At 52.4% G+C, this 18,964-nt stretch carries 17 protein-coding genes and 1 tRNA gene; 7 read left to right on the forward strand and 11 right to left on the reverse strand.

Going from position 1 to position 18,964, the window contains the following annotated elements; genetic code table 11:
• The first annotated feature begins 5 nt into the window (after nucleotides 1-5).
• Together xanP and C2U41_RS21915 are read left to right on the forward strand one after the other, a co-directional pair.
• Nucleotides 6-1,397, forward strand: a complete 1,392-nt coding sequence (gene xanP, locus C2U41_RS21910; protein WP_003024026.1) for a xanthine/proton symporter XanP — start codon at nucleotides 6-8, stop codon at nucleotides 1,395-1,397.
• Nucleotides 1,398-1,518: 121 nt separating this feature from the next.
• Nucleotides 1,519-3,228: an AsmA family protein gene (locus C2U41_RS21915; RefSeq protein ID WP_048217049.1), complete on the forward strand. Its 1,710-nt coding sequence runs from the start codon at nucleotides 1,519-1,521 to the stop codon at nucleotides 3,226-3,228.
• A 42-nt stretch (nucleotides 3,229-3,270) separates the two neighbouring features.
• On the opposite strand, the gene C2U41_RS21920 is transcribed toward C2U41_RS21915, so the two are convergent.
• The 9 genes from C2U41_RS21920 to C2U41_RS21960 form a co-directional block, all read right to left on the reverse strand.
• Entirely contained in the window at nucleotides 3,271-3,948 is a 678-nt protein-coding gene (locus C2U41_RS21920) for a D-lyxose/D-mannose family sugar isomerase (protein ID WP_003844523.1), read from the reverse strand.
• 49 nt (nucleotides 3,949-3,997) lie between these two features.
• A complete protein-coding gene (locus C2U41_RS21925) occupies nucleotides 3,998-4,858 on the reverse strand; it encodes a ketose-bisphosphate aldolase (RefSeq protein ID WP_003024018.1) in 861 nt (286 codons plus the stop codon).
• Nucleotides 4,859-4,938: 80 nt separating this feature from the next.
• The gene (locus tag C2U41_RS21930) at nucleotides 4,939-5,790 is read right to left on the reverse strand and encodes a class II fructose-bisphosphate aldolase (RefSeq protein WP_103848218.1); all 852 of its coding nucleotides are present in this window, start codon (nucleotides 5,788-5,790) and stop codon (nucleotides 4,939-4,941) included.
• An 11-nt stretch (nucleotides 5,791-5,801) separates the two neighbouring features.
• Complete coding sequence (locus C2U41_RS21935) at nucleotides 5,802-6,893, reverse strand: PTS fructose transporter subunit IIC (RefSeq protein ID WP_003837581.1); 1,092 nt, start codon at nucleotides 6,891-6,893, stop codon at nucleotides 5,802-5,804.
• A gap of 26 nt (nucleotides 6,894-6,919) precedes the next feature.
• Nucleotides 6,920-7,240 (reverse strand): PTS fructose transporter subunit IIB, encoded by a 321-nt coding sequence (locus C2U41_RS21940; RefSeq protein ID WP_003844521.1) that lies wholly within the window; start codon nucleotides 7,238-7,240, stop codon nucleotides 6,920-6,922.
• Nucleotides 7,241-7,259: 19 nt separating this feature from the next.
• Entirely contained in the window at nucleotides 7,260-7,730 is a 471-nt protein-coding gene (locus C2U41_RS21945; RefSeq protein WP_008786490.1) for a PTS sugar transporter subunit IIA, read from the reverse strand.
• A 26-nt stretch (nucleotides 7,731-7,756) separates the two neighbouring features.
• Complete coding sequence (locus C2U41_RS21950; protein WP_003844519.1) at nucleotides 7,757-9,310, reverse strand: BglG family transcription antiterminator; 1,554 nt, start codon at nucleotides 9,308-9,310, stop codon at nucleotides 7,757-7,759.
• 322 nt (nucleotides 9,311-9,632) lie between these two features.
• The gene (gene yicI / locus C2U41_RS21955) at nucleotides 9,633-11,951 is read right to left on the reverse strand and encodes an alpha-xylosidase (RefSeq protein WP_103848217.1); all 2,319 of its coding nucleotides are present in this window, start codon (nucleotides 11,949-11,951) and stop codon (nucleotides 9,633-9,635) included.
• Between the two features lie 10 nt (nucleotides 11,952-11,961).
• Nucleotides 11,962-13,344 (reverse strand): glycoside-pentoside-hexuronide family transporter, encoded by a 1,383-nt coding sequence (locus C2U41_RS21960; protein WP_103848216.1) that lies wholly within the window; start codon nucleotides 13,342-13,344, stop codon nucleotides 11,962-11,964.
• A 290-nt stretch (nucleotides 13,345-13,634) separates the two neighbouring features.
• On the opposite strand from C2U41_RS21960, the gene C2U41_RS21965 reads away from it, so the two are divergent.
• Nucleotides 13,635-13,729 (forward strand) — tRNA-Sec (locus tag C2U41_RS21965).
• A 95-nt stretch (nucleotides 13,730-13,824) separates the two neighbouring features.
• On the forward strand, nucleotides 13,825-14,391 hold the full coding sequence (locus tag C2U41_RS21970) for a DUF6680 family protein (protein ID WP_044700465.1): 567 nt from the start codon (nucleotides 13,825-13,827) through the stop codon (nucleotides 14,389-14,391).
• 8 nt (nucleotides 14,392-14,399) lie between these two features.
• Here C2U41_RS21970 and C2U41_RS21975 read toward each other — a convergent pair whose 3' ends face one another.
• Complete coding sequence (locus C2U41_RS21975) at nucleotides 14,400-14,594, reverse strand: toxin-antitoxin system HicB family antitoxin (protein ID WP_044700466.1); 195 nt, start codon at nucleotides 14,592-14,594, stop codon at nucleotides 14,400-14,402.
• Between the two features lie 136 nt (nucleotides 14,595-14,730).
• Between C2U41_RS21975 and C2U41_RS21980 the strand changes: the two genes are divergently transcribed.
• The 3 genes from C2U41_RS21980 to C2U41_RS21990 all read left to right on the forward strand — a co-directional run bounded on the left by C2U41_RS21980 (nucleotide 14,731) and on the right by C2U41_RS21990 (nucleotide 16,095).
• Nucleotides 14,731-15,021: a SymE family type I addiction module toxin gene (locus C2U41_RS21980; protein ID WP_044700468.1), complete on the forward strand. Its 291-nt coding sequence runs from the start codon at nucleotides 14,731-14,733 to the stop codon at nucleotides 15,019-15,021.
• A 117-nt stretch (nucleotides 15,022-15,138) separates the two neighbouring features.
• A complete protein-coding gene (locus C2U41_RS21985) occupies nucleotides 15,139-15,315 on the forward strand; it encodes a hypothetical protein (RefSeq protein WP_044700470.1) in 177 nt (58 codons plus the stop codon).
• A 405-nt stretch (nucleotides 15,316-15,720) separates the two neighbouring features.
• Nucleotides 15,721-16,095, forward strand: a complete 375-nt coding sequence (locus C2U41_RS21990) for a Rap1a/Tai family immunity protein (protein ID WP_016151201.1) — start codon at nucleotides 15,721-15,723, stop codon at nucleotides 16,093-16,095.
• A 115-nt stretch (nucleotides 16,096-16,210) separates the two neighbouring features.
• On the opposite strand, the gene misL is transcribed toward C2U41_RS21990, so the two are convergent.
• Nucleotides 16,211-18,946 carry an intestinal colonization autotransporter adhesin MisL gene (gene misL / locus C2U41_RS21995; protein WP_103848215.1) on the reverse strand — a complete coding sequence of 912 codons (2,736 nt, stop codon included), beginning with the start codon at nucleotides 18,944-18,946 and terminating at the stop codon, nucleotides 16,211-16,213.
• Between the last annotated feature and the right edge of the window lie 18 nt (nucleotides 18,947-18,964).

Raw genomic sequence — 18,964 nt, forward strand, 5'->3', positions numbered from 1 at the left:
CTCTGATGTCCGTTAACGCCGTAGAGTCAACAAATGCGCAACCGGTTGCGCAGACTCACAACAGTGAACTGATTTACCGTCTTGAAGATCGCCCCCCGTTAGCCCAGACCTTGTTTGCCGCCTGTCAGCATCTGCTGGCCATGTTCGTCGCGGTAATTACTCCCGCTCTGTTAATTTGCCAGGCGCTTGGTTTACCGGCTCAGGATACTCAACACATTATCAGTATGTCGCTGTTCGCCTCCGGCGTAGCTTCTATCATTCAGATCAAAGCCTGGGGGCCGGTAGGCTCAGGGCTGCTATCCATTCAGGGCACCAGCTTTAACTTTGTTGCGCCACTGATTATGGGCGGTACGGCGCTAAAAACCGGTGGCGCAGATGTCCCAACCATGATGGCGGCGCTGTTCGGTACGTTGATGCTGGCCAGCTGCACCGAGATGGTTATCTCACGCGTACTGCATTTGGCGCGGCGGATCATTACCCCATTGGTCTCAGGCGTGGTAGTGATGATTATCGGCCTGTCGCTGATTCAGGTGGGTCTGACATCGATTGGTGGTGGCTATGCCGCAATGAGCGACAACACCTTTGGTGCACCGAAGAATTTACTGTTGGCAGGCGTGGTACTGGCGCTAATCATCCTTCTTAACCGTCAACGCAACCCTTACCTGCGTGTTGCGTCATTGGTGATTGCGATGGCGGCAGGCTATCTGCTGGCCTGGTTTATGGACATGCTGCCGCAAAATACCGCACCGGTAAGTCAGGACCTGCTAATGGTGCCAACGCCGCTGTATTATGGCCTGGGTATCGACTGGAGTTTACTGCTGCCGCTGATGCTGGTCTTTATGATCACCTCACTGGAAACCATCGGCGATATTACGGCCACCTCTGATGTCTCCGAGCAGCCGGTTTCTGGTCCGCTGTATATGAAACGCCTGAAAGGCGGCGTGCTGGCGAACGGCCTGAACTCGTTTGTTTCCGCTGTGTTCAACACCTTCCCGAACTCCTGTTTTGGGCAGAACAACGGGGTTATTCAGTTAACGGGCGTTGCCAGCCGCTACGTCGGTTTTGTGGTGGCGTTGATGTTGATCGCGCTGGGCCTGTTCCCGGCGGTTAGCGGTTTTGTACAGCATATTCCTGAGCCAGTACTGGGCGGGGCAACGCTGGTAATGTTCGGTACTATCGCCGCATCCGGCGTGCGTATTGTGTCCCGCGAGCCACTGAACCGCCGCGCGATTCTGATTATCGCGTTGTCGCTGGCCGTCGGCCTGGGCGTCTCCCAGCAGCCGTTGATCCTGCAGTTCGCCCCGGACTGGGTGAAAAACCTGCTCTCTTCCGGCATTGCCGCAGGCGGTATTACCGCTATCGTTCTGAACCTGGTGTTCCCGCCAGAGAAGCAATAAGCAAAATGCGGCGTTGATTCTGAATCAACGCCGCTGTAACGCTCTTTCACCATTCCCGCCTTGAGCATTGCGTCTAAATCGTGCATAACTTGACTATGTGCACTTCGCGGGATGGAAGACCATGAAATTTATTGGAAAGCTGCTTCTTTACGTGCTGATCGCCCTTGCAGTGGCGATCCTCGGCCTTTATTTTCTACTGCAAACCCGCTGGGGCGCAGAGCACGTCAGTGCCTGGGTTTCACAGAACAGCAGCTACCATCTGGCCTTTGATGCCATCGATCACCGGTTTTCTTCCCCTTCCCATATTCTGCTGGAAAACGTCACCTTTGGCCGGGATGGTCAGCCCGCCACGCTGGTCGCCAAAACGGTCGATATTGGACTCAGTAGCCGCCAAATCACCGACCCGCTGCACGTAGACACCATTTTGTTGCAAAACGGCACGCTGAATCTTTCCCAGCAAACCGCGCCGTTACCGTTTCAGGCCGATCGCCTGCAATTGCAGGATATGGCGCTTAACAGCCCCGGTAGCGAGTGGAACCTCAGCGCCCAGCGCGTTAACGGCGGCGTCATTCCCTGGAGCCCTGAAGCAGGTAAAATTCTCGGCAGCAAAGCGCAAATTCAGCTCAGCGCCAGTTCGTTGACGCTCAACGATGTCCCGACCACCAACGTCTTGATTGAAGGCAGCATTGACCATGACCGGGTGACGCTTAGCAATATTGGCGCAGACGTGGCGCGTGGAGCATTAACCGGCGTAGCGCAACGCAATGCCGACGGGAGCTGGGTAGTGGAGAATCTGCGCCTGAACGATATCCGGCTGCAAAGCGACAAATCGCTGGCCGACTTTTTTGCCCCGTTAAGCACCATTCCTTCCCTGCAAATTGGTCGTCTGGAAGTAACGGATGCCCGTCTGCAAGGCCCTGACTGGGCGGTGACGGATCTCGATCTGAGCTTGCGCAACATGACCTTCAGCAAGGACGACTGGCAAACTCAGGAAGGAAAATTGTCGATGAACGCCAGCGAGTTTATCTACGGCTCTCTGCACTTCTTCGATCCGATTCTGAACGCCGAGTTCTCACCACAGGGCATTGCGCTGCGCCAGTTCACCACCCGCTGGGAAGGCGGTATGGTCAGAACATCCGGAAACTGGCTACGCAGCAACAAAGCGATGGTCCTCGATGATGCCGCTATTGTCGGTCTGGAATACACGCTGCCGGAAAACTGGAAGCAGCAGTGGATGAAACCTCTGCCAACATGGTTAAACAGCCTGACGCTGAAGAAATTCAGCGCCAGCCGCAATCTGGTAATTGATATCGACCCGAGTTTCCCGTGGCAGCTCACCGCGCTTGACGGTTACGGCGCTAACCTCGGGCTGGTACAGAACAATCAGTGGGGGATCTGGAGCGGGAGCGCCACCCTCAACGCCGCTGCTGCTACCTTTAACCGCACGGATGTACGTCGTCCTTCGCTGGCGCTGACGGCGAACAACAGCACCATCAATATCAGCGAACTGAGCGCCTATACGGAAAAAGGGCTGCTGGAGGCCACCGCCAGCATTTCGCAGTTGCCTCAGCGTCAGGCTCAGATCAGCCTGAACGGACGCGGCGTGCCAATGACGATCCTGCAGCAGTGGGGCTGGCCCGCACTGCCGCTTTCCGGCGATGGTAATATTCAGCTTACCGCCAGCGGCAATATTCAGGCCGATGCGCCGCTCAAGCCAACGGTCAGCGGCCAACTGCATGCGGTGAACGTGGAGAAACAGCAGGTCACGCAGACCATGCAGGCGGGTGTGGTTTCAGGGAGTGAAGTCACAGCACCACCACCTGCGCAATAATTTATTGCCCGGTGGCGCTTCGCTTACCGGGCCTACTCACGCTCATAAACGAATATATTCACTGCACAACAGCCACTTCACCGGCTCATCCTCTTCAATCGCCGGGAAGCGACCGCCAGGTTCCAGAAAGTGGTTGTCATGCTGGTCGTCATTGACCATCGAGATTTCCCAGCCCAGCACGAACGCCTTCTCCGCCCAAAAGCGATGATACAAGCGCGGCGGCAGGCACACCCCCTGTCCCGGTTTCAATACCAGCGTCTCGCCAGCGTCAACGGTACGCCGCTGACCATCGACGCTAACTTCAACAATACGCCGTGCGTCATACCCATCATCAGGCGTGGCCCATGCCAGCTGCATACATAAGTCACCGCCGCCGCGATTCACGATATCTTCCATTTTATGGCGATGAAAATGCCATGGCGTTTGCTGATCCTGCTGAATTTGCAGCATCTTTTCGGCGTACGGTTTGGGGTAATCCGCTGACCCCATCAGACCATTGCGCAACGTCAGTAACGTCAGCCCCGTTTGCGCAAAATCTCCGCGTCCGAAGTCAGTAACGTCCCAGCCCAACTGGAGAGCGCGCACTTCACGCCACAGAGTTTGATCCTGTTGCCGCCAGGCATCGATCGTAAAATACGCAAAATCAGGCAGACAGACCCGAAAAGTCTCGGCGATGGCATGCGCTTTATCGACGGCATAATTAATATGTGAACGCTTCATTCCACTTTTCCTTGTTGCGAAAGAGGCGGGTCGCCCCGCCTGCATGCCGTTAGTAAAGTGATGCTTTGCCGGTTGAACCGAACAATTTCATTTTGTGGCGGATCACGTCCCGCGCGGCGCTAATGGCTTCTGGGTAGATTACGTTCGGGTCCCACCAGGTTTCTTTCGCCAGGATTTCGCGGACTTTCTGGAAGTAGGCGTATTTCATATCGCTGGAAATGTTGATTTTGCCAACACCCAGCGTCACGGATTCGGCAATTTCCGCATCCGGGTTCGCGGAACCACCGTGCAGCACCAGCGGAATATCCACACGCCCGGCGATGTCGCGCAGGATGTTCATTTGCAGCTCTGGCTGCATCCCTTTCGGGTAGATCCCGTGCGCGGTTCCAATCGCCACCGCCAGCGTGTCTGCACCGGTTCGGGCGATAAAATCCTCTGCCTGAGCAGGATCGGTATAAGTAACCTTCGACACGCCGCCTTCCACTGACGTCCCGGTCTGACCAATCGTACCCAACTCCCCTTCCACAGAAACACCTACCGCATGCGCCAGCTTGACCACTTCGCGGGTCAGCGCCACGTTCTCTTCATACGGCAGCAGCGAGCCATCAATCATCACCGAGGTAAACCCACACTGAATCGCCCGCAGCACATGCTCAACTGAAGCGCCATGGTCCAGATGCAGAGTAAAGGGAACCGGGCTGCGCAGAGTGATATCGCGGACATAGCTAAAAAACGCATCGCCGACAAAATCATGTTCACTGGGGTGAATAGAGATAATCGCCGGGGTATTGGTCGCTTCCGCTTCCTCCACTACTGCACGTACAAAGCAGCTGTCCGCCACGTTGAATGCGCCGATAGCAAAACCGTGCTGACGAGTAGGTTGTAGTAATTCTTTCATCGAAACTAACATGTTAATTCTCCAGTTTCAGGGTGTAGAAAGCCCTGCCAGTGCGTCATCGCAGAGGCATAGAAGGCGTTACAGAAAATGAATCAGGCTTTGCCGATAGCGCCGCTGGCCTGCAGGTACGGAATAATGGCTTCCTCGCAGGCCTGTTCCATCAGGGCCAGGGCATCAACGAGTTCACCGGATGTGTCACGACACAGGGTATGCAGTAGCGCAGCCTTTCCGGCTTCGAAAACCGCCGCACCAACGTTTATCTTGGCGACACCAAACGTCGGGCAACGCTGTAGCTGATCAAACGGCGTCCCGCTGCCGCCATGCAGTGCCAGAGGTACCGTTGATAACCGGGCTATTTCCTCCAGCCGCAGGAAATCAATAGCAGGTGTGATACCCGGCGCGTACATGCCGTGTGCCGTACCCACCGACACCGCCAGCAAATCGATCCCGGTCTGTTGGATAAAGGGTTCCACGTCGGCGGCCTGAGTCATCAAATCCACGTTAGTCACATGGTCATAGCGCGGAGCATCGGCCAGATGACCCAGCTCACCTTCCACGCACAGAGAAACGCTGGCTGCGAGCTCGACCACTGCACGGGTCTGGCGAATGTTCTCCTCCAGCGCAAAGGCGGAGGCGTCGATCATTAACCCGCTGAATCCGGCGCGAAAAGCCTGACGAATGCGTACAGGATCCTTTCCATGATCCAGCGCCATCGCGACCGGTACTGAGGCTTCCTCTGCCAGCGTTTTGACGACCGCAGCGGCTATCGGGGCCGGAAAATGCTCCAGATGCCCCTGATACAGATTCAGGATGATGGGCGCACGGTGTTTCTCTGCCACCCGAACCGCCGCGCGGGCGCTTTCCAGGTTCATGCAGTTAATGGCCAGCAGCGCGTACTGCTCACGCCAGGCTTTCGTCACCATGCTTTTCATATCGGCAAACATACGGCCTCCGGTTATTCCAGGGTGAAGGTGATCTCTTCGTCTTTCAATTTTTGATCGCTGAGTTCATCAAACTCTTCGTCACGCTCGGTCACCGGTTTCTTCCACAGCGACAACATGACACCGCAAATCACTGTGCCGATCCCCAGCGCCAGGCAAAACAGCAGCGGATGCGTAAAGAGCGGAACCACAAACATGCCGCCGTGCGGTACCGGGCTTTCGACACCCCACACCATAATCAGGCCGCCCGCAATCGCCGAGGCCACCACGCAGGAGCCCACCACGCGCAACAGGTCACGCGCTGCAATCGGAATGACCCCTTCGGTAATCATGCAGATCCCCATCGGGAATGCCGCTTTCAGCGCCTCGCGCTCCGCACGGGTGTATTTGTGACGCGTCAGCAGGAAAGAGAGCGTAATGCCGAACGGAGGGATCATCGAACCAACAAACTTCACCGCTTCCGGACCGTACACACCGCTGACCAGCATGCCGTCAGCAAACAGCGACATGGTTTTATTCACCGGTCCGCCGAAGTCGAATGTCGCCATCGCACCGAGGATAGCGCCCATCAGAAAGCGGGATCCGCCCTGCATGGACTCCAGCAGATGAATCAACGCGTCCTGCAGCCAGGCTATCGGCTTGCCAATCAGCGTCATCATCAACAGGCCGCCAATGACGGTACTCAGTACCGGCAACACCATGATGGGCATCAGCCCCTGCATCGACTGTGGCAAACGGATATAGCGCTTAAGTAGCAGTACGGTATAACCGACCAGGAACCCGCCCAGCATCCCGCCGATAAAACCGGTATGAATTTCGCCGCAAACAAAGCCGACAATCAGGCCCGGCGCAAATCCGGGACGATCGGCAATGGAGTACGCAATCGCCGCACTAATCAGCGGTACGATTAACCCCATCCCCCAGCCGCCAATCTGGTTGAGCATCCAGGGTATGGTTCCTGTTTTTTCACCCACGTTAGTGCCGCCAAGTATTTGCCCGAGAGCAATACAGATCCCGGCGGCGACAATTAACGGGATCATCCACGAAATCCCCGTTAATAAATGTCTTTTTATTTCCTGAGATAGCGGAATTTTATTTTCACTCATGTGAAATCCCTCCAGAATGAGGATCGCTACTGGTTATTATTAACTAATGATTTTTCGACCTTTTCAAGAAACTGAATGGGCGATTTTATGACGATTTCGGTTTTCACTCGCACAATGCGTTTATTTGAAAATCGTTCCTCCCCTTTTATTTTGACATCGACAGCAAGAATTACGACATCAGCTGCAGAAATATCCTCTGTCAGCAGTTCGTTCTCCGTGCCGATAGTTCCCTGGGTTTCAACTCTTATATTATGACCAAGCGCTTTAGCACCTTTAATTAGCTTCTCACGGGCAATATAGGTGTGCGCAATACCCGCCGTACAGGCGGCAACACAAACAATATTCATAACATGCTCCACTTTTTATTTAGCAGACATTGGATTCAGCATATTGGCTAAAAAGCTCAATAATTTTCTGTGGACTGCTTTCGACTAACAGTTGTTCAATAATGTCGTCATCCGCCAACGCGCCGGCAACCTGCGAAAGCAGACGAATATGTGTAGTGTTTTGATCTTCAAGACGTACGGCAAACAGAATGATGCAGCGCACGTTGCTGCCATCCAGGGTTTCCCAGGGAATATCCTGGCGGGTACGCCCAATTGCCAGCGTGGTATTGACCACCGCCGAGGATTTCCCGTGCGGGATCGCAATATGATTTTCGAAGCCGGTCGAGCCTTCTGATTCACGCTGCCAGACATCCTGAATAAACGTTTCCCGACAGCTAATTGCCCCATCTTTTTGGAGAATATCCGTCAGTTCCTCAATAGCCTCCGTTTTGCTTGTGGCCTTCATGTCCAAAATAACGCGATTTGTATTGAGTATTTTCGTGATGTCCATCAATCATACCTCATGGAGTTCAGACATTAATTTTCGACGACCAGCGACGTCGCCCGATGTAATTTTTCCGTAATAACCGTTTCTGTTACCCGCTTAATATCTGCATCATTGAAAAAGGCGGTGACATACACGACCGGCATAGCAACGGCAGGTAAATTTATCGTCGATACCACCAGTTCAATATCGTCAGTCAGTACGGAGGGCAGGCTGCCTGCCGATACCACGCCGACGATAGTCCAGTCCGGAAAGGCGCGCAGAATACGGCTTTTGAGTAAGTGAGAGGTGCCAATACCGGTTGAGCAGACCAGCAGCACGCGCTTACGCGCTATCTGCCGCTCCATTGCGGCTTGAAAATGCACGGTTAAATATCCCACCTCATCTTCCGACACGGCCCGCTCGCCCCAGCTGCTAAACACCCGATTCACCGCGCACTGGGTCAGACGCCACACGTCCTGCAACTCGCCTTTAATATCCTCCAGCAATGGATTGCGAATGCGGATCTGGTAGTTCAGGCGGTTAATCAGCGGCTTAATGTGGATCAGCAATCCGTCATAAAGCGCCGTGTCCTGGCTAAGATCGCTGTCGACCATCTCGGCAAAGGAGGCAATCAACCGATGGGTAATCAAACGCGCTTCGTCGCTGGAGTGCATATGGCCAATCACGCTCACGTCGTTATGCTCTTCAATTACCACGCCGGAAGAGATAATGTATTGATAAATAAACCAGACTTCGTCTTCCGGCAGCGGGTGGGCAATGCGTTTTTCAATATGCTGAATCATCCGGCTGGCAATGGAAAAAATATTCTCGTCACATGAGGTGATATTTTCATCTTTTCTCGGCAGCGCATTGCCCCGCGTGATGCGGTACATCATGATCAAAATATGGGTAAAGATATTGACGTAATAAGGCTCGCCCAGAGACCAGCACAGGTCGTTCTCCATTTCCTGCAATAACGTCTGGACAAATAAAACATCTTCTTCACCAAAGTAATGCACTAAGGCTTTATAACTGCCCGGGTCAAGGCGTGAATAAACCACGTTACCAGGTTCATTATGGTTAATCACGCCGTTAATCAGTGACGCCATCGCCTGGCGTACACCGCTCTCGCTGCCTTCGATATGCGTGCCGCTCTGACTGCGAATCAACGACAGGCCCAGTGGGGTAATCCAGGATTCAATTACTTTCAGATCGTTAACAATCGATGCGCTACTAATGAAATAACGTTCGGATAATTTACTGATCGACGTTTCATGCGGCGTTTCGCTTAATAACTGTGAGGCTATCTTGACTCGCCGTGAATTATTCATCATGCCGTCAGTATCATCACCTTCCGATCCTAATAACTGATCCATATATAAAAGGTCGGTAATATTATCGGAACTTAATATCACCCCAGCACCAGCACGTTTATCGATGGTTATTTTCCATTCTGATAACCATGGTTCCAGTAAGCGCAGATCGCGCTGCACAGTTTTCTCTGAAACAGATAAATACTCGGCAATTTTCAGCAGCGTGACATATTCCTTCTTAGACAGAAGAAACTTTAATAATCTGTTTTGTCGCGAGGTAATCATTTGCATTATTTACCCTTATCACACACCAGATTAAATAGCTAAAGAAGCGCTTATGCTCCACGTGTAATCCGTGATGATAAATATAAGAGGACTACGATGCGTCAACAATACTAAATCGTGTCCAGTAATCCGGACAGAAATAAGACAAAAAGAGGAAATAGTGAGATATTTACGGCGCAGATCACATTTTTCGCGGGAATCAGAGTGATACCGCTCGCAAATATGCAGAGATAAAAATTTAATTCAGGATGTTTTGGATTTTCAGATCTGGAATGCTGCTCGCAGCGTGGGCCGGATAAAACGCATCCGGCACCACGTCGACACATACTTACAAGGTAATCGTCAGCTCACTGCCCTGTGGAGTAATAACTACACCCAGCTCGCTGCCCATATGCGACCCGCATTTAATGCCGCCAATTTCCTGAATATTTCGCAGGCACAGCGTCCAGTTACGTGCCTCACCGTTCCCTTTCACAGTGATGGTATTACCTACACGCGTCGCCTTCAGCGTGAAGATAACCGAGCCGTCCATCGCAGGCACTTCACACACCGCTTCCCGGCCCTCCTGCAGATGGAACAGCTGGAACGCGGTTCCTTCATGCCAGGCGTAGTCCGGCTTCTGGTTATTGCTGCCTAGCGCCAGCAGGGTGTTTTCACGCACGTAGACTGGCAGGCTCAGGAAGTCGTGCTGCTGTTTATGCCAGCGGCTACCAGACACCTCGTCGTTACGCCACAGATGCGTCCAGCGTCCTTCTGGCAGGTAAAACTGCACATCACCCGCCTCGCTAAACACCGGCGCCACCATCACGCTATCGCCCAGCATGTACTGGCGGTCGAGATAATCACATGCCGGATCGTCCGGGAACTCCAGCATCATTGCGCGCATCATCGGCGTTCCTAGCTCATTGGCGCGCGCCGCTTCGCGATACAGATACGGCATCATGCGGCATTTCTGCTCTGTGAAGTAGCGCACCACATCGCAGGATTCGTCATCGTACGCCCACGGTACACGGTAGGATTTGCTACCGTGCAGACGACTATGGCTGGAGAGCAGCCCGAACGCACACCAGCGCTTGTAGACGTGCGCCGGGGCGGTATTCTCAAAGCCGCCAATATCGTGACTCCAGAAGCCAAAGCCGGACAGACCAATGGACAACCCGCCGCGCAGGCTTTCGGCCATCGATTCATAGTTGGCATAGCAATCGCCGCCCCAATGCACCGGAAACTGCTGCGCGCCGACCGAAGCTGAACGGGCAAACAGCACCGCCTCTTCTTCACCGACAGTCTCTTTCAGCACGTTCCACACCAGTTCGTTGTAGATGTACGCATAATGGTTATGCATTTTCTGTGGATCAGAACCGTCGAACCACTGCACATCCGTGGGTATACGTTCGCCAAAGTCGGTTTTGAAGCAGTCAACGCCAATATCCACCAGACCTTTCAGCTTATTGGCATACCACTCACAGGCCTGCGGATTAGTGAAGTCATAAATCGCCAGGCCCGGCTGCCATTTATCCCATTGCCACAGGGAACCATCCGGCCGCTTGAGCAGATAGCCTTTCTCTTTCAGCTCGTTGAAAATCGGTGATTTCTGGCCAATATACGGGTTAATCCACACGCAGACCTTCAGCCCTTTTTCTTTCAGGCGGCGGATCATGCCTTCCGGGTCCGGGAAGGTCAGCGGATCCCACTCAAAGTCACACCACTGGAAGGCTTTCATCCAGAAGCAGTCAAAGTGAAAAACGTGTAGCGGCAGATTGCGCTCGGCCATGCCGTCGATAAAGCTGTTGACCGTCGCTTCGTCATAATTGGTGGTGAACGACGTGGTCAGCCACAGGCCGAACGACCAGGCGGGCGGCAGCGCGGGACGGCCAGTGAACTGGGTATAACGGTTCAACACGTCCTTCGGCGTTGGGCCGTCGATGACGAAATATTCCAGATACTCGCTTTCCACGCTGAACTGCACTTTCGACACTTTCTCAGAGCCGATTTCAAACGACACGCACTGCGGATGGTTCACCAGTACGCCGTAACCGCGGTTGGTGATATAGAATGGGATGTTCTTGTAAGATTGCTCGGTGCTGGTGCCGCCGTCACGGTTCCAGGTTTCCACCGTTTGCCCGTTACGCACCAGCGCGGTAAAGCGCTCGCCCAGACCGTACACCGTTTCACCAACGCCGAGATCCAGGCGCTCAAACATATAGTTTTTCCCGCTGTTGGTGTCCTGCACGTAGCCGTTATTTTTCAGCTGGCTGCCGGTAATACGTTCGCCGTTACGCAGGAAATCCAGTGACCAGAACTCACCTTTGGTTACGCGCACGCTCAGGTTACCGCTCTTCAGTTCGGCAATCTCAGCGGTGTTGCGCATCTCCACCTTCACATCCTGCAGCACATTGAGCGGGTAATGCGGACCGGTATCCAGCGCCCCCTGGAAGTGCTCCATACGCACACCGACCACGCCTTCCTGCGGCGAGAAGAAGCGCAGGATAAACAATGGGGTATCCAGTTGCCAGGTACGTTCACGCACGTCGCGCGGCGCAACGTAGACAATCATCTCATTGCCCTGCTGTTCAACCTCGAACACCTGAATCGGGTTAATCACGTTCAGACCGGGCTGAATCAGCCAGTTTCCATCGCTAATTTTCATCATCGGTTCCTTAGTTCTGTAATTCTTTCGTCGTGAAATCTTGCTGATTGCGGCGCGCGCCCTGCGCCAGTTGGCTCATGATTTCAGTCAGATACGGGGTTTTCAGGGTGTAGAAGCGTTTGGCGATCACGGCACTCAGCAGGTAGCAAATAGCCGGGACTATGGTGAACAGCGCGATGATGATGCTAATGGTGGCGCTGTTCTGGGTTTTCGCTGCGGCGTCGTAGCCCCCACCTGCCAGCATCCAGCCGATCAGCGCCCCGCCGAGCGCCAGGCCCAGCTTGAGCACGAACAACGTGCCCGCAAAGCTGATCCCCGTCAGACGTTTTCCGTTGCACCACTCGCCGTAATCCACGGTGTCGGACATCATTACCCACTGAATTGGCGTCACGAGCTGATGCAGTACGCCAATCACGAAGATGAAGACGAACATGGTAATGTTGGCGTGCATCGGTACGAAGAACATCGCCAGACTGACGGCCGCCAGCGCGGCGTTGGTCCACCAGAAGACGCTGACTTTGCATTTCCAGTCGGTCAGCGGTTTTGCCAGCGCAGAGCCGATCAGGTTGCCGACGCAATAGGTGGTAAGGAAGGCGACAAACAATTCTGGCATACCCAGGATCCAGGTGACGTAATACATCATCGCCCCGCCGCGAACGCAGACGGCCAGGATATTGAGGATGGTCAGCAGGCCGACGATGCGCCATTGGTCGTTCTGCCAGATGTCGCGCAGGTCTTCACGCATTGAGGTGCTGCTCGGCGGCGCTTCCACGCGTTCTTTGGTGGTAAAGAAGCAGAATGCCAGCATCAGGAATGCCACCACCGAGAGCACGGCAATCCCACCCTGGAAACCCAGCGCCTTATCTTCACCGCCAAGCAGATTCACCAGCGGCATCATCAGCACGGTGGAGAGCATGCCGCCCGCCGTCGCCAGCACAAAGCGCCATGACTGCAGGGAGATGCGCTGCGTGGGGTCATTGGTGATGACGCCGCCCAGCGCACAATAGGGAATATTCACCACGGTATAAAGCAGGGTCAGCAGCGTGTAGGTGATTGCGGCATAAATCATTTTGCCGTGCAGGCTGAGGTCCGGCGTGCTGTAGGCAAGCACACAAACCAGACCAAACGGCAGTGCGCCAAACAGTACCCACGGGCGAAATTTCCCCCAGCGCGACCGGGTGCGGTCGGCGAGCAGTCCCATGCAAGGGTCTGAGATAGCATCCAGCGCGCGGGCCAGCAGGAACATGGTGCCGACAAATCCGGCCGGAATACCAAAAATATCGGTATAGAAGAACATCATATATAACATGACGTTATCGAAGATAATGTGGCTCGCCGCATCGCCCATTCCGTAGCCAATCTTCTCTTTAACGGACAAAATCTCACTTTTCATTACGCATCCTTGTTAGCACTTTCACACGCACTGATACCGGTTACAGTTCTTGTAAACCATCCCTGTGAGCGCGGGTATTCCGATATCTCGTTATCAAATTACGATTCTTGTTTTCTGTGATCAGAGTTGCGTCGAAAAATGTGATGAAATGTAACTACCGGATTTATTGAGGATTTATATGAAACCGATCATGGCAAGACAAAAGGGAAGTTAAAAAAGTGAGTGAGGGGGTGTGGAAACCCCAGGAAGTAGCTATAATGCGCCCCGCCTCCATGTAGCAATCGAGGCGCGGAAGATCGTCATCTCCGGTGAGGTGGCTGGACTTCAAATCCAGTTGGGGGCGCCAGCGTTCCCGGGCAGGTTCGACTCCTGTGATCTTCCGCCAAAATTCTTACCTTATCCCAGTCATTTGCCATATCTTTTCAGCACACAAATTCCTTTATGATCCTCGCCCAAATGTTTTCATAGCGAGGATCTAATATGAGCACTGCTCTTACAATTATGGCTATTGCTGCTACTGTAATTAGCCCATTATTAGCCATTCAGACACAAAAATTTATAGAAAGATATTCCCAGAAGAAATCATTAAAAATTGACATATTCAAACATCTTATGGCTACTAGATCTCAGAGCGCCAGGCTGTCAAGTGAACATGTTCGTGCACTAAACATGATCGACTTAGCATTTTACGGGAAAATTAAAAAAGGAAAAGCCAAAAGAAGTGCTTCTGAAGGTAATATATTATCCTCATGGAAGTTATATTTTGCACATTTGAATACATCTTACCCTGATAAGGATAATATTTTAGGTGCCATATGGAACCAAACAAGTAATAATCTTTTCTTAGACCTATTGTCAGAAATCGCAAAAGATATTGGCTATGACTTTGAGCGAGTGCAATTACAAACAGCCATCTATTCTCCTGTGGCCCACGGAGCAATAGAAAACGATCAGTCAAAAATTAGGAAGGGTTTAGCTGCGATTTTCTCTGGGGAGAATGCCTTAAAAATGGAAATCATAAATATTCCGAATAGACAGGAAAATTAATCAATTCTTTACTTATCCTGCGGCTCAATACCCAATCTTGCCAGTTCTCTTCTCCCCAAGGTCTTGAGCCAATTCCCTAAACTCATCCCTTCTGCTTTTGCAGCAGCCTCGAACTGCGCCTTTAACTCAGGTGTGATACGAATCTGAAAAGTTGGAGCCTTTCCGGATTTGGACTGATTTGGGTCGCGTTTAGCCGTTGACATGTACGTACCTACAAGCGCAAGATATCACCAATCAGGTACGTACCTTTACACCTAACGACCTGATTTATAAACGCCCTCGCCCGGTATTCGCAGTACCCGACGAGAGCTAACCTCACCAACTATCAAGGAGTTGATTATGGCTGATTCGCATTCTACCCCAGACACCGACCAATCTGGAACCGAGCGTTCGGTAATTGTGGGATATCGCCCGAATGTTTTCGACAAATCCACACCCAAAATTATTCTTTCCGGCAAGTGGCTACGCGAAGCGGGGTTTGATACCGGGCAACAGATTAGCGTAAAAGTGATGAACGGCTGTATCGTCCTGATGGTCTACGGCGAGCAGGAACAACGGTTGCAGGATGAGCTGCAAGAAGCAAATCAGAAGTTAAAAAGAATTGAGAGCACGTTGGCGACTCTCCAGTGAAGTACAGCTGAACCTGCAAGCAGTACTTACAGGTTCACTTGGTGCCGGATGGCGCTTACGCTTATCCGGCCTACTCTCCTGGAAAATGAAGCCAAAGTGTAACGGGAACCCAAACAAATGAATCACCACGAAAAACCAGACACCATCTTTTCGATTGACGACGATGAAAAAGTCGAAGAAATAAAAATTCAGTTACTGAAAGCCAAGATTCAATGTGCACAATGTGATATTCATTCTGATAATATTGTTAACGGCGATAATTTCTTTGATGAATTAATGGAGCCTGATAAATGAAAAAAGCAATATAAACTTACGGGCAATAATCAATAATTATGATATTTGAAGCAGCAACTCATTATTCATGAATCAGAAACGCATTAGAAATGATTCAATCACTACACTAAAAATCATAATAAAAATACTATCCTGATGGCCTATGCCAAACGATAAACATGACAGCACAATAAACACCATATTATAATCCCGCTAAAAATACACAGGCATCCTTTTTCTTTAATCAGGAAGGGACAGCCTCGTTTCTAATAAATTAGATTATTGGGTTACATATGAAAAACGTATTCATGGCAATGGTTATCGCTCTCGTCACTATCACCGCATCATCTACTGTTTTCGCATGCCCGAAAGGAGAACACCCGCACGGCGGTACTGGCTCACACCATAAGGGCGGCTGGTGCTCGTATGATCAGTAAAATTGCCATTCCTGTCTTGTTATTGCTCTGTTTTTCAACGCCTGTACTGGCAAAATCGACATTGAATATCGACGGCAACTCGCTTTATCACGGTTATCAGTTGTATGAGAAAGGTTTTGATTATTTGAATGTTCGGGATGAACAGACAGCAGTGATGTATATGTCTTTTGTTGCCGGTGTAGCGGGGACACTATCAAAAGAAAATATCATCTGTAATGAAAGCATAACCATTGGACAGGAAGCTGATATTGTTGGTAATTACCTCCAGACCCATCCTAAAGAACGAACAAAATACAGTCCTTCTGAATTGGCCATGATTGCTTTGGGCAAAGAACTTGCTTGTAACAAAAATAGTAATAGCTAGCGCTGTACGCAGCTTATTTACTGGATGGCGCTAACGCTTATCCGACCTACCGCTTCCCCAAAAAATAAAGCCGCTGACCTATTAATCAGCGGCTTTTCTGTTACTTACAATCCCGTCAGAAATTGTATTTCACGCCCAGCATACCGCGGGTATCGCTGTAGCCTTTGTCGCCGATGTTCTTCGTGCCGCGCATGTCGTTGCTCACATCATCCATCTTCACGCGGGTCGTCTGCGTGTTGTGGATCCAGTTGGCTTCGACAAACGGCTGGAACTCACGAGATTTACCGTCGTCGATGGCGTTGTGACCGTTGATAAAGGCCTTCACACCCAGACGGGTCATCAGGTTGCCATCGGTATCATCCTTCACACGGGTACCATTCGCTTCGCGGTGACTGTCGGCCTGCACATCCATCCACACCACCTGCGCTTTCGGTTGCAGCCAGTAGCTGTTGCGCTCGTTCTCACCCAGTTTGAAGCTATAACCCGCTTCGACCGAAGCAGTGATCCCGCTGGATTTATATTTCTCCGCCGCCTGCTCCTGGCCCATCACCTTGTTATCAAACCAGTTGTACAGCATCCAGGTGTCTACGTAAGTGCCGGTCTTGTCTGCGTCATTGGCATACCAGGTGCCGTACAGTCCCACGCTGTAACCGGTAACCTGACCACGTGAATGGTAGCCGGTCAGGCTGGACTGCGTGCGGTTCTGGCTGTTGGCGTAACCAGCCATTGCGCCGATGTGCCAACGGTCGAGGCCGTCGCTACTCCACTGCGCCAGATCACCGCCCAGCTGCAACACATAGCTGTTGCTTTGGGTTTTCAACTGCCCGCTACCGTCTTTAAAGCGGGTATGCGCCCCGACGTTACGCATCCACATACTGGTGACTTTTTTCTCGCCCGTCAGCATGTCGATGTACTGCGTTTCACCCAGACGATCGTGCAGTCGGGTCATAAACAGCGTGTTAGCGGCGTAGTTGTTCGCCAGATAACTGCCTGCTTCCGGGCGGTATTGCTGCTCGGTGACCGGAGGTGCGACAGGTATTTCCGGCTCAGGGATTATCGGATCGACCGGGTCTGGATCGACAGGACCTGGGTCAATAGGGTCAACCGGATCCGGGTCAACGGGGTCTGGGTCGATGGGATCTACCGGGTCCGGTTCTTCCGGATCCGGCGGAGCAGGAATAAAGCTGGTCAGATACCAGTTGCTGCCCTTTTGCACCACGTTATAGTCGTACGCACCGGCAACAATACGGCCTGCTTTCTCAAAAGTACCGTCAGAATTACCGGCTACTTCGATGATCTCAATACCTTCAACGGTCTGCGCCCCGGTTCCGCCAATGTTGTTCACCGCCACAAACGCATTACCTGCGGTGTTGCCGAGCACTTTCAGCTTGTCGGTTTCGGAGGTGTCGTCATTCAGGACGGTATTGAAAACCAGTTTGCCGCCGTTGCCGGTGAAATCTTCATTAATGGTAAGCGTCTGCCACGGTTCGCCGTCAGTATGCCCAAAGTTCACCACTGACCCGCCGTTCAGCGTCAGGTCGGTGAGCGTTGAGCTGTTGGTCATGTTCCAGGTCGCATCGCTCATTTGCAGCGAGATAACCCCCGTTCCGGCCGAGACGCTGGTGATGTATGACGCCCCACTCCACAACGAGTTGTCGGTCATGTTGAGCGTAATGGTACTGTTTTGCTGCGGCAGGCTGCTGGTCGCGGCAGTCGCGCCAGCGGCGTGAAGATCACCGTCGATAAGGAAGCGCCCGCCAGCGGAGCCGTCTACGGAGCCGCCCGTTTCGGTGCTGATGGCATAACTTTCATTGCTGTGATTGCCCGCCATAGTAATGGCGGCGCCGCCAGCCAGGTTTATTGCCCCGCGTGAAGTCGCATACAGACCGCGTGGCGCTTTGCTGTAAGACGCCGCTTTCGCCGAATTGTTTACGTTGATCGTCGCGTTTTCGCCGAGATTCACGGTTGCATTGGTGGAATAAACCGCATGGGCGCTGACGCCGTTGACCGTAATCGTGGCATTGTTGCCCAGTTCCGTTTTGGAAGATGAGGCGGCATAGATCCCTGTCGAGGACGCGCCCGACGTCTCGATAGTGGCGTCATCACCAAGGCGGATCGAGGAGCCGCTCTGCCCGGTGCGAAGACCTTCTGAACTGTCACCGATCGTCACAATGTGTGCCCGATCGCCGACGACAATCGTATTTTTGGCCTGCGTAGCGTCTTTCATTGCGTTTGCAGTGATACCACGCCCCTGATAACCGGTGGTTTGAATATACAGATCGTCGCCGACGTATATGTTGGCTGAACCTTTCCAACCCTGGCTATAGGAGTTGTAACCGGCGTTAATACCGTCACCATCCTGACCGTCCACATAAATGCTGGTGCGATCTCCGGTGATGATAAAGACCGGGTTATCCGGCGTATTAGCCCCGTGCGTGCGAATACCGTCAACATCTTTACCATTGTTGGCAGCATTCTTCGACTGTGTGCGGATCGTCAGGTCATCACCGAAAATAACGCCTGGGCTACCCGTCGCGCTATTCTGAATAACGGTAATGGAGTGCTCGAAGGCTTCTGCTCCTGGCCCATTGAGCGTTAACCCATTGCCAAAAACAGGAATGGTGCCAGCACTCCATTGATAAACATAATTCGGCGTAGCGCTGGTTTTAGCGAAACTTGCATTCGCCTGTGCAGGAAATAAAGCCTGCAACTCCGGAGGCAGACTACTAACCAGACCGCTGGAAGGAAGACTATCAACATCAATCCAGGCTGCATGGGCCGAAAATACCATAGAAGTTAATGCGGCTGAAACCGCGATGGCAATACGAGAGTAAGATTTGGGATTTGGCATATTAGCCTCCTGCTATTA

The sequence above is a fragment of the Citrobacter freundii complex sp. CFNIH4 genome (genome assembly GCF_002934505.1).
Classification (GTDB): domain Bacteria; phylum Pseudomonadota; class Gammaproteobacteria; order Enterobacterales; family Enterobacteriaceae; genus Citrobacter; species Citrobacter freundii.

Excerpts from the sequence above, each read along its gene's own strand:
- C2U41_RS21925 (WP_003024018.1), bottom strand. The coding sequence starts at position 4,858 with ATGTTAGTTTCGATGAAAGAATTACTACAACCTACTCGTCAGCACGGT.
- C2U41_RS21990 (WP_016151201.1), top strand. The coding sequence starts at position 15,721 with ATGATCAGTAAAATTGCCATTCCTGTCTTGTTATTGCTCTGTTTTTCA.
- xanP (WP_003024026.1), top strand. The coding sequence starts at position 6 with ATGTCCGTTAACGCCGTAGAGTCAACAAATGCGCAACCGGTTGCGCAG.
- C2U41_RS21930 (WP_103848218.1), bottom strand. The coding sequence starts at position 5,790 with ATGTTTGCCGATATGAAAAGCATGGTGACGAAAGCCTGGCGTGAGCAG.
- C2U41_RS21975 (WP_044700466.1), bottom strand. The coding sequence starts at position 14,594 with ATGTCAACGGCTAAACGCGACCCAAATCAGTCCAAATCCGGAAAGGCT.
- C2U41_RS21985 (WP_044700470.1), top strand. The coding sequence starts at position 15,139 with ATGAATCACCACGAAAAACCAGACACCATCTTTTCGATTGACGACGAT.
- C2U41_RS21970 (WP_044700465.1), top strand. The coding sequence starts at position 13,825 with ATGAGCACTGCTCTTACAATTATGGCTATTGCTGCTACTGTAATTAGC.
- C2U41_RS21940 (WP_003844521.1), bottom strand. The coding sequence starts at position 7,240 with ATGAATATTGTTTGTGTTGCCGCCTGTACGGCGGGTATTGCGCACACC.
- yicI (WP_103848217.1), bottom strand. The coding sequence starts at position 11,951 with ATGAAAATTAGCGATGGAAACTGGCTGATTCAGCCCGGTCTGAACGTG.
- C2U41_RS21945 (WP_008786490.1), bottom strand. The coding sequence starts at position 7,730 with ATGGACATCACGAAAATACTCAATACAAATCGCGTTATTTTGGACATG.
- C2U41_RS21920 (WP_003844523.1), bottom strand. The coding sequence starts at position 3,948 with ATGAAGCGTTCACATATTAATTATGCCGTCGATAAAGCGCATGCCATC.
- C2U41_RS21950 (WP_003844519.1), bottom strand. The coding sequence starts at position 9,310 with ATGCAAATGATTACCTCGCGACAAAACAGATTATTAAAGTTTCTTCTG.
- C2U41_RS21960 (WP_103848216.1), bottom strand. The coding sequence starts at position 13,344 with ATGAAAAGTGAGATTTTGTCCGTTAAAGAGAAGATTGGCTACGGAATG.
- C2U41_RS21935 (WP_003837581.1), bottom strand. The coding sequence starts at position 6,893 with ATGAGTGAAAATAAAATTCCGCTATCTCAGGAAATAAAAAGACATTTA.
- C2U41_RS21980 (WP_044700468.1), top strand. The coding sequence starts at position 14,731 with ATGGCTGATTCGCATTCTACCCCAGACACCGACCAATCTGGAACCGAG.
- C2U41_RS21915 (WP_048217049.1), top strand. The coding sequence starts at position 1,519 with ATGAAATTTATTGGAAAGCTGCTTCTTTACGTGCTGATCGCCCTTGCA.
- misL (WP_103848215.1), bottom strand. The coding sequence starts at position 18,946 with ATGCCAAATCCCAAATCTTACTCTCGTATTGCCATCGCGGTTTCAGCC.